Source organism: Halobacteriovorax sp., from assembly GCF_041587335.1.
GTDB lineage: Bacteria > Bdellovibrionota > Bacteriovoracia > Bacteriovoracales > Bacteriovoracaceae > Halobacteriovorax.
Map to the genome: position 1 here is coordinate 46,977 of NZ_JBFGYP010000006.1, position 9,113 is coordinate 56,089.

Here is a 9,113-nt window from a genome sequence, read left to right on the forward strand (position 1 = left end):
TATGGAAATATTAGTAATAGAAGATGAATTATTAATTCAAAAATCACTTAAGAGGTTACTAGAGAAGAAAGGCGCCTCAGTTGACGCTTGCTCCTCAGGAAAAGAGGCCATTGAAAGAATTCTAACAAAAGACTATGATCGAGTGATTTGTGACTTGATGCTTCAAGATATTACCGGTTTTGATATTATCGAAGAGTCTAAAAAGAAGTACAATATCGAAGAAATTGGTAAGTTATTTGTCATAATCACTGCCTATAGTTCACCCCAGATACTTGAGAAGGCCAACTCATATGGATGCAAAGTTCTTGGAAAGCCATTTGATAATATAGAGGACGCACTTAAAGTGTTTTTAGAAAGAGAGTAAATGTTGACTACAAAGATAATTAAAAATATTGGAATCCTATTAAAGCCAAGAAATGTTTCTGATTTTGCAATTACAATTCCAAACTTAACAGAGTGGTTAATTAGACGTAAGAAGAATGTTTCTTTTTTGAGTAAAGAAGAGGCTAGAATTAATTCTATTTTTAGTAAGATCCCAAAGAATGTAAGTTTCATTGAGGAAGACCAAGTTAATAACTTAGACCTTATCATAACACTCGGAGGAGACGGTACAATTATTGGAGTTACTAGAAAGTGCACTAAAAACTCCCCTCCAATTTTTGGTGTAAATATGGGAAACCTAGGATTTATTACAGAGTTTTCTAAAATCGATTACTTTGACGAGCTCGCAAAAACACTGAAGGGTAGTTTTGAAATTGAAAAACTTCCTCTATACAGAGTGAGTATTACCAAAAGAGGTAAACAAACATTTAAAGGAAACTTTATTAATGATGTCGTTATTAATAAGAATAATATCTCCAGAATGTTCACACTCTCTGTCGAATGTGATTCAGAACTAATCTTTAACGTATCTGGCGACGGACTCATCATTAGTTCACCAATAGGGTCTACGGCCTATTCACTTGCAGCTGGTGGTCCTATCACACATCCCGACGTGAACGCACTACTCTTAACACCTATTTGTCCTCACAGTCTTAATCATAGACCGTTAGTTATACCTGACACAAAAGAAATAGAGGTTAAATTTCCTGTTAAAGAAAGTCATCTAAGCCTTACTCTAGATGGCCAAGAAGCAATAGATATTGAGAAGGGATGTGTAGTGAAAATATCAAAAGTGAAAAATAGCTATGCAAAAATAATCAAAAACAATGACAGAACATACTTTCAGACTTTAAAACAGAAGTTAACACACGGACAAAGAGCAGGAAGATGAAAAAAGAAAAGCTATTATTAAAATCATTAACAATGAATAACTTTGCAACCTTTGTTAACCAAGAAATCTTATTTTCAAACGGTTTCAATGTAATAGTAGGAGAGACAGGTTCTGGAAAAAGTCTAATTCTAGATGCTCTTCAGCTTATATTTGGTACAAGAGCAGATAAAAAAATAATTAGGAAAGATGAAGAGTTTGCTACCGTTGAAGCTGTGTTCAAATGTAATCATCCTGAAATAAAATCATACTTCAATGAACTAGGACATCCATTTTCTGAAGATGAGATTCTTATTAAAAGAATAATCACATCAGAAGGATCTTCTAAGGCCTATCTTAATTTTCAACAATGTTCACTACAAACACTTAGCACCATATCTAAAAGGTACGTAGACCTTGTTGGACAGTTTGATAATCAAAAACTTTTGAGTGAAGACTATCAACTAGCTCTTCTTGATGACTACAGTAATATGTCACTTGAAACTAAAGAATATAATACTCATTTCAAGGAACTATCAAATCTAGAAAAAGAGCTTGAAGATTTAATAGAGATGAACAAAACGAAATCTCAAAGAAAAGACTATGTTGAGTTTCAGATAACAGAGCTTGAAAAGGTAAATCCTAGTTCAGAAGAAGAAGAGAAACTAATTGAACTTAAAAATAGAATTCTCGACAATCAAAAAAAATCTGAGTCCTTCACTGAAGCAAACTATATTCTCAGCGAATCAAACTCAAGTATTTTATCCCTCATCAACAAACTAGATATTCAAACGAGTAGATATGATTTACTTACCGATGCAGAAACAGAACTTCTGTCAGAAGCTAAAGAGTCTCTCTCTGAATTGTCTTTTTCAATCTCAAAAAAATTAGATTTTGAAAGTGATGACGATCAACTTCAAGAAATAATTGAGAAGCTAGACTCGTACCAAAAATTAAAAAGAAAGTTTAATGTTGATACTAATGAACTTGAAAATATCTATCAAAGTTTCCAAGAAGAATACAAACTCTTAGAAAACTCTGATCTAGAAGTTAAAAAAATAATGCAAAAAATAAATTCTACAAAAGAGCTTTGCTGGACGAAGGCAAACAAACTACATACAAATAGAGTCCAGTTTGCATCTAAATTATCTATCGAATTGACAAAAAAGGTAAGAAAGCTTCGTATGAGTGGTGCAACAATCAATGTATCTATAGAAGAAGCAACCAATTTATCTAAAAATGGTATTTCAAAAATATCTTTCAACGCTGAAACAAATCCAGGAGAAGGGTACTTCAAAGTAAAAGAAATTGCTTCAGGTGGTGAACTATCGAGAATATTACTATCTCTAAGACAGATACTTTCTAAAAGTGACACTGTTTCAGTGTTTTTATTTGATGAGATTGATACGGGAATTGGTGGAGAAACAGCAGTCTCTATTGGTAAGGCCCTTGAAGAAGTATCAAAGGCATCACAAGTCATAGCGATTACACATCTTCCTCAGATTGCAAAATTCTCAAAGACGTTAATTGATGTTTCTAAAAAAGAAGAGAAAAATAGAACATATTCTTACACTCATGAAGTTAAAAGAAACGACAAAGAACAATATATCCGAGATATGGCACAGCTATAGATCAACAAACTCTGCTCCATCTTCAGTAATCTTTATAAAAGACTTTGAAGCTGGAGCAAATCCATTATTTATATAATACCTTCCATTATCTAAAGAGTAGTAATCCTTACAGTGACTGTGACCACAAACGAGAGCATCTATAGTATGTCTAGAAAAGTAATCCTCACTTGATCGTCTAAATTTATCTTTGATAAACTCTTGCCCCTCAGCGCTCAACTCATATCGATTAACGTTACTTTCTCTCGACTTATTTGAAGCATTGTGACCGACCCACTCTATCAGCTTGAACGGAACAATATAATCACCAAGAAATTTAACAAATTTATTATTAATTTTCTTTTTATATTGTTGATACCTTTTATTTTCAATCTCAACATCATCACCGTGAGTAAAGCGTACCTTCTTACCAGACAAATCAATATCAAAATGACTCTTAACATGTATAAATTTATCTTCATCTATTTTGAGTTTCTTTACTGATTTACGAATGAGTCTCTGAATGTGAAAGTCATGATTCCCTTCGATATAGACAACAATAGAATCATTCTCTACAGCTTTCTTAATTAGATGAAAAAAAGCATCATACTTTTTAAGATATTGAATCTTTCCTCCGATTAAAATATCGAAAATGTCTCCATTAAGAATAATATATTGAGAATTTTTAACACAATCATGCGAAAAGAATTTTTGAAGTAACTCGAAATTTTTATCTGATGACTCTTTAATATGTACATCAGAAATAGAAGTAATAATCATTATCTATCAATATCACAGACTAGTTTTTTTTGTCCATTTATCAACCTAAGAACTTCTTTTTTTATAAGAGTTGTATTCCCTTCAAATGTTAGAGAAAGCCTAGAACCACCATATGGATTTTTGTCGTCTTGATACGGATTCATCTTTACAAGGCCAGAGACCTTAACTTTTAGTTTGATTGACTTCAAAGGAAATGATATCTCAACGTTTTCTATAATATCGCCAACTGCAAACTTTCTCATTTCGTTCTTTGTTAGTATTACCGAGAAACCGCCAACAGCTATATCATTACATGCTTTTTTGAATGTGATTCCATTATGCTTTATAATAATATCCATTGGGATGAATGGATCAATTCTTTCAGACTTTCTTCTGTCGTAAAACTTATGAAACTTTGGAAATGAAACAACAAGATCATCTTCATAGTTCATATATTCAGTTTCTAATAAGAGTGACATCTGAGGAATTGCTAAATTAATCTTCCCACTTCCGCCAAGTAAGTCTTCTAAATATGGTCGACTAATTGAAGTTGGTGATAGAACAATTCTTTTTTGATTAAATTTGATTGATTTAAATTGAAGGTCGGCCTTTATGATGTGACCACCGAATGAGCCCCAGGCATATACAGCATACTTACTTTTAAAAGCTTCTAGTAATTCATTTTTTATTTTTTCTTCATTATCTACTTTTAGTAAGTTGTTCATTTGATTCCTTTCCTTCCCTAAGACCCACCCTAGCCGAAGCTAGGATGGATTGGGCTTAAGTGGAACTTTCGTTCCTTAGGGCTTAGGAAGTGTGGGTGACTAGCACCCACATTTTTTTTAAATTATCCAATTAGTCTTAATGCTGAGTTTGGTATTTGGTTTGCTTGAGCTAATGCTGCTACACCAGCATTCTTAACAACATTACTTGAAGCTAAGTTTGCAGTTTCAGAAGCTACATCTACATCTTCAATTACCGATCTTGCACTATCTTGATTTATTGTTTGAGTCTCTAAGTTCGCAACCGTTGACTGTAGTCTCGATTGAATAGAACCTAGATTTGCTCTATGTCCTGACACTGCTGTAATGGCACCGTCTATATCAGCAATTGCATCTAAGGCATCTCCCTTGTCAGCAATTGATGTTCCTCCAACTCCGATTTCATCTGCTGTTGCATTTGTTGAATCTGAGTCAAATTGAATTCTATTTTGATCTCCAGCGAATGCACCTACTTGAATATCAAGGGTTCCTCCACCTTCACCATTTAAAAGATTTGTTCCATTAAATGTAGTTGAGTCTGCAATTCTATCAACTTCCGTTGTTAGCTGTTGGTACTCTTTGTCTAGAAAGCCTCTCTCAGTATCTCCAACAGTGTCAGAAGATGCTTGAATAGTTAACTCTCTTAGTCTTACTAAGATATTTGATACTTCATTTAAACCACCTTCAGCAGTCTGTACCATCGAAACACCATCATTCGCGTTTCTTGTCGCTTGCCTTAAACCATTTGTTTGTGCTTTTAGGTTAGTAGCAATCGCTAAACCTGCAGCATCATCAGCAGCTTTGTTAATTCTTTTACCAGAAGATAGTTTCTCTAAACTTCCCTGACTTTTACTTGATACTTCATTTAAATTTTTCTGAACCGACTGTGAAGCCATGTTAGTTGCAATTCTTAAACCCATGATATTCCTCCTAAGAAATATTAATTTTTTATTTTCCCTAAAGCCGCCTGACCTTTTTTGTCAGACAATAACCCTATCGCCCACACTGGGAAATACTTTAGGCTTTTGCTCAATTACTTAAAAAAAACAACACAAAAATCAAAGATATTGGGTACTTACAGACCAACTTTTTTGGTATGGTATTTGCTAACTATTAATTTACCTGAAGTTGGCACAAGAAATATGGCCATTATTTTTGCCATTAAGTAGGAAGTATTTATTTTTGACACAAAAAAGCCCCTCTTAATGAGGGGCCATTCTTAAACTTTTAAATTTTTCTAATTTGTGATTAACCAATTAGCTTTAAAGCTGCGTTCTGAGAGCTATTCGCTTGTGCTAGAACCGAAGTTGAAGCAGAAGTTAGAATGTTAGCCTTAGTTAACTCAGATGAAGTGTGAGCAATATCTGTGTCTCTAATTCTCGAATTTGCTGCACTTAAGTTTTCTGTTTTTACATCTAAGTTTGAAATCGTTGATTGCAATCTATTCTGTAAAGCACCTAAGTTTGCTCTATTACCGTTAATCTTATTGATCGCTGAATCAATATTTTCTAAATTTTCTTGAGCTCCCTCTTTAGAACTTACACTTAAACCAGCAACTCCAATTGAATCTGACGTAGCAGAAGAGTCTTGAGGCTTATATGAAATTCTATCGTTGAAGTCATCATTCATTATCCCAACTTGAAAGTCTGCAGTATCACCTTCACCATTTAAAAGACTACGTCCGTTAAACTCTGTTGAACCTGCAATTCTATCAACCTCTTGTACAAGGTTTTGGAATTCTAAATCTGAAAATTCTCTTTCCGAATCTCCAATCGTATCAGAAGCTGCTTGAACAGAGAGCTCTCTCAGTCTTACAAGAATATTTGATACTTCGTTAAGTCCACCTTCAGCTGTTTGAATCATTGAAATACCGTCACCAGCGTTTCTTTTAGCTTGTTGAGACCCTCTCACGTTCGCCTTTAGTTTTTCACTAATTGCTAAACCTGCAGCATCGTCACTTGCCTTATTAATTCTACTACCTGAGGCCATCTTCTCAAGGTTATCACCTTGCGACTTCTTAACGTTTCCTAAACTTCTTTGTGCTGCTAATGATTGTACGTTTGTGTTAATTCTTAAACCCATCTCTAATCTCCTCGAAACATAATCTACCTCCGTGAAAAGTTGAATCAAACAGCCGTGTCTGATGTATAAAAGGCTCACCCCAAATGAGCCAGTTAATAACCTAAACGGTTACTCGGAAATATACTTGAGTAAAAAGTGGAAAAAATTGCCGTAAAATCAACAACTTATACCCGACAGAGAGAGTCGGGTAATGCTAACGTTATGAAAGTATTCATCTAATCTTTTAGTTCTTAATTAGTGGAGAAATATAATTTAACTAAAAGTTGCTAAGAAAAGATTGTAACTTTTTTGATTCTTATCTATTGAGTAAATTGTCTTTATATCAACACTCATCTTAGACTGATCGGCCCATACCTGGAGATCATCCTTAGAGAATCCAAGATGCTTTACCCCCATTCCTTTATTATCTGGATGAAATGTACCATCTTCTGTCTCTAAGTCGATAATTAGTATCTTTCCTTCTTTTTTGAGCATGCTAGAAAACATCTCTAATACTGCAGATGGCCTATCAAGGTGATGAAAGGTCATTGAACTAATAATAAGATCAAATTTTTTATTAAGTTCTTCTTTTTCTAGGTTTATATTTAATGAACTAACCCCTTTTAGATTCTTTATTTTTTCATCAAAGACCTCTAGCATCCCAGAGGAATTATCAATACCCAATAACGATTTTGAGTAATCTAAAAACTCAAGACCAAGAAGACCAGTACCACAACCAAAGTCTAGAATATCTAATTCTCTATTTTTAGTGAGCTCTTCTTTCATTTTATTTGCTAAAAAATGTGCTCTCTCTACCTTGTCTTTGGTATCCCACTTATTTGCATCAATATTAAAATGTGACATAAAAACTCCTACTCACTTTATTTTCTATTTAAAGAAACCCTCTATTATTTATAATAATATACGCATTGAATATAAGCATTGATTTAGATCAAACTGAAAAATATTAATTTTTAAGATTTAAGTTACTAGATAAAAGATAAGCTAAGCACATCTTAGCAGAGAAGCTTATTACTCTCTTCCTTGAACAGAGGAGATTATTCCCGTTGTAGAGTAGCCTTCTACGAAGATTAAGCTTTTAACTTCTCCACCTTTAGCCGTAACGATATCATGGCCTACTATATCAGTAATTTTCCAATCACCGCCCTTGACTAATACATCGGGCTGAACAGCTTTTATTAGCTCGTAAGGAGTGTCTTCAGTAAAAACTTCAACACAGTCTACACATCTAAGGTTTTCAAGAATATATTTTCTATCTTTTTCTTTATTGATAGGCCTAGATTCACCCTTTAGTCTTTTAATACTGTCATCAGAATTAAGACCCATAAAAAGTAAGTCACCCTGCTTTTTAGCTTCATTCAAATAAGCAACATGCCCAGAATGAAGAATATCAAAGCAACCATTCGTAAAGACAATTTTCTTACCTTGATTTTCTTCTAAGAATTTTTTTGCTTTTGGAGATAAATTAAACATCTTCTTTAACTTTTGTATCTGTTAATTTTCCTTGGAAGTCTATCAGACATGGTAGCCCAAGAGTAACAAATGAAAGTAATGTAATAAAAGATCTTAGAAAGCTATCCTTTAATAGAACTGGCTTACCATCTTCTCTGATAAGCCTAAGCTTTAACAAACTCTTTCCAGGAGTAGCTTGTAAATCTAAAATAGAAAAATAACTTAAGTAGAATATTGAAAATGATACGCTAACAAATATAGCTAGATCGTTTTGACCAATCACTTCATAAAACTGAATAAAAGATAAACCCGATACTGCAACAAATAGGGCCATTAAACTAGCAGTTATACAAGCAACTATTAATATATCTAGAATCCATGCTGAAAACTGCTTAGCTGATGAAGCCGTTACAATTTCTTTAGCCTTAGGTTCAAAATCAGAAACCTCTAACTTAGGAGCTTCTTCGATATTCTGTGACTCTGAGTAAAAAGCTGAAAGAGAGTTCATTGACTCTAAACCATTTCTTGTTATTCCTTCATTACTTACACCAAGATTTGTTGTTCTAGTTGTAGCAGATGTTTCTCTAGAAACTGAAATGTGCTGATTTCTCTTGTTTGCTTGAGGCAGAATACCATTCTTTCTTTCTTCATGATGAAAACCAAGGCCTTCATTTAAAGGCTTAAAGTCAAAATCATCTAAATTAAACTCATTATTAAAAACAACGTCTTTAGCTTCTTTGTTTTCATTTGAATTTAGATTTTCCATTAACTCACCCATGAAATTTATTTAAGTGTCTCTTTATAGGTTCTCATAAAAGACATAAAGCATCAATCAAAAACTCTTTAACATGTAACCACTTGCTACAGCTAAAGCTGTTGGTGCTCTCATAATATTTGTTTCTAAGTTCAACACAGATACATTATCAAAACTATTTATCGCCTCTTCTTCACTTTCAGAAAAACCGGCCTCTGGACCAATTACCATAAGGGCTTCCCCTAATAACTTATCATCAGTAAATTGCGTATTTGAAAATGTTGAAAAGTGAACAATATTTGAAAAATCTCTAAACACTTCATCAAATGATGAGACTTCAGAGAAATTTATCTTAAAGGGATTATTCGACTGCACTATTGCGCTTTCTTCAATTCTTTCTATTCGATCATTTATTTCAATTGATTGCTGAGAGAATTCAGAACGATATA

The 9,113-nt window shown here is 33.5% G+C and carries 11 protein-coding genes; 3 read left to right on the forward strand and 8 right to left on the reverse strand.

What is annotated here, in order from left to right:
• Position 1: 1 nt before the first annotated feature.
• The 3 genes from ABX784_RS02070 to ABX784_RS02080 are packed head-to-tail and all read left to right on the forward strand — an operon-like array spanning position 2 to position 2,880.
• Positions 2–364 carry a response regulator gene (locus ABX784_RS02070; protein WP_372651986.1) on the forward strand — a complete coding sequence of 121 codons (363 nt, stop codon included), beginning with the start codon at positions 2–4 and terminating at the stop codon, positions 362–364.
• Complete coding sequence (locus ABX784_RS02075; RefSeq protein WP_372651990.1) at positions 365–1,273, forward strand: NAD(+)/NADH kinase; 909 nt, start codon at positions 365–367, stop codon at positions 1,271–1,273. It abuts the gene before it with no gap.
• Positions 1,270–2,880 (forward strand): DNA repair protein RecN, encoded by a 1,611-nt coding sequence (locus ABX784_RS02080; RefSeq protein ID WP_372651992.1) that lies wholly within the window; start codon positions 1,270–1,272, stop codon positions 2,878–2,880. The genes ABX784_RS02075 and ABX784_RS02080 overlap by 4 nt, the downstream gene beginning before the upstream one ends.
• Here ABX784_RS02080 and ABX784_RS02085 read toward each other — a convergent pair.
• From ABX784_RS02085 to ABX784_RS02120, 8 genes are all read right to left on the reverse strand, one after another.
• Positions 2,875–3,636, reverse strand: a complete 762-nt coding sequence (locus ABX784_RS02085) for a UDP-2,3-diacylglucosamine diphosphatase (protein WP_372651994.1) — start codon at positions 3,634–3,636, stop codon at positions 2,875–2,877. The two genes, ABX784_RS02080 and ABX784_RS02085, sit on opposite strands and share 6 nt — an antisense overlap.
• On the reverse strand, positions 3,636–4,340 hold the full coding sequence (locus ABX784_RS02090) for a hypothetical protein (RefSeq protein WP_372651996.1): 705 nt from the start codon (positions 4,338–4,340) through the stop codon (positions 3,636–3,638). The genes ABX784_RS02085 and ABX784_RS02090 overlap by 1 nt, the downstream gene beginning before the upstream one ends.
• 122 nt (positions 4,341–4,462) lie before the next feature.
• Complete coding sequence (locus ABX784_RS02095; RefSeq protein ID WP_372651998.1) at positions 4,463–5,296, reverse strand: flagellin; 834 nt, start codon at positions 5,294–5,296, stop codon at positions 4,463–4,465.
• Positions 5,297–5,624: 328 nt separating this feature from the next.
• The gene (locus ABX784_RS02100) at positions 5,625–6,458 is read right to left on the reverse strand and encodes a flagellin (protein ID WP_372652002.1); all 834 of its coding nucleotides are present in this window, start codon (positions 6,456–6,458) and stop codon (positions 5,625–5,627) included.
• A gap of 252 nt (positions 6,459–6,710) precedes the next feature.
• Positions 6,711–7,301, reverse strand: coding sequence for a class I SAM-dependent methyltransferase (locus ABX784_RS02105; protein WP_372652004.1), 591 nt, complete (start codon positions 7,299–7,301; stop codon positions 6,711–6,713).
• A gap of 168 nt (positions 7,302–7,469) precedes the next feature.
• On the reverse strand, positions 7,470–7,931 hold the full coding sequence (gene rfaE2 / locus ABX784_RS02110) for a D-glycero-beta-D-manno-heptose 1-phosphate adenylyltransferase (protein ID WP_372652006.1): 462 nt from the start codon (positions 7,929–7,931) through the stop codon (positions 7,470–7,472).
• Complete coding sequence (locus ABX784_RS02115; RefSeq protein ID WP_372652008.1) at positions 7,924–8,676, reverse strand: RDD family protein; 753 nt, start codon at positions 8,674–8,676, stop codon at positions 7,924–7,926. The genes rfaE2 and ABX784_RS02115 overlap by 8 nt, the downstream gene beginning before the upstream one ends.
• Positions 8,677–8,742: 66 nt before the next feature.
• The coding region (locus ABX784_RS02120; protein ID WP_372652010.1) for an RsmE family RNA methyltransferase at positions 8,743–9,113 on the reverse strand (371 nt) is incomplete at its 5' end.

Excerpts from the sequence above, each read along its gene's own strand:
- ABX784_RS02100 (WP_372652002.1), bottom strand. The coding sequence starts at position 6,458 with ATGGGTTTAAGAATTAACACAAACGTACAATCATTAGCAGCACAAAGA.
- ABX784_RS02080 (WP_372651992.1), top strand. The coding sequence starts at position 1,270 with ATGAAAAAAGAAAAGCTATTATTAAAATCATTAACAATGAATAACTTT.
- ABX784_RS02090 (WP_372651996.1), bottom strand. The coding sequence starts at position 4,340 with ATGAACAACTTACTAAAAGTAGATAATGAAGAAAAAATAAAAAATGAA.
- ABX784_RS02085 (WP_372651994.1), bottom strand. The coding sequence starts at position 3,636 with ATGATTATTACTTCTATTTCTGATGTACATATTAAAGAGTCATCAGAT.
- ABX784_RS02115 (WP_372652008.1), bottom strand. The coding sequence starts at position 8,676 with ATGGAAAATCTAAATTCAAATGAAAACAAAGAAGCTAAAGACGTTGTT.
- ABX784_RS02105 (WP_372652004.1), bottom strand. The coding sequence starts at position 7,301 with ATGTCACATTTTAATATTGATGCAAATAAGTGGGATACCAAAGACAAG.
- rfaE2 (WP_372652006.1), bottom strand. The coding sequence starts at position 7,931 with ATGTTTAATTTATCTCCAAAAGCAAAAAAATTCTTAGAAGAAAATCAA.
- ABX784_RS02075 (WP_372651990.1), top strand. The coding sequence starts at position 365 with ATGTTGACTACAAAGATAATTAAAAATATTGGAATCCTATTAAAGCCA.
- ABX784_RS02095 (WP_372651998.1), bottom strand. The coding sequence starts at position 5,296 with ATGGGTTTAAGAATTGCAACTAACATGGCTTCACAGTCGGTTCAGAAA.
- ABX784_RS02070 (WP_372651986.1), top strand. The coding sequence starts at position 2 with ATGGAAATATTAGTAATAGAAGATGAATTATTAATTCAAAAATCACTT.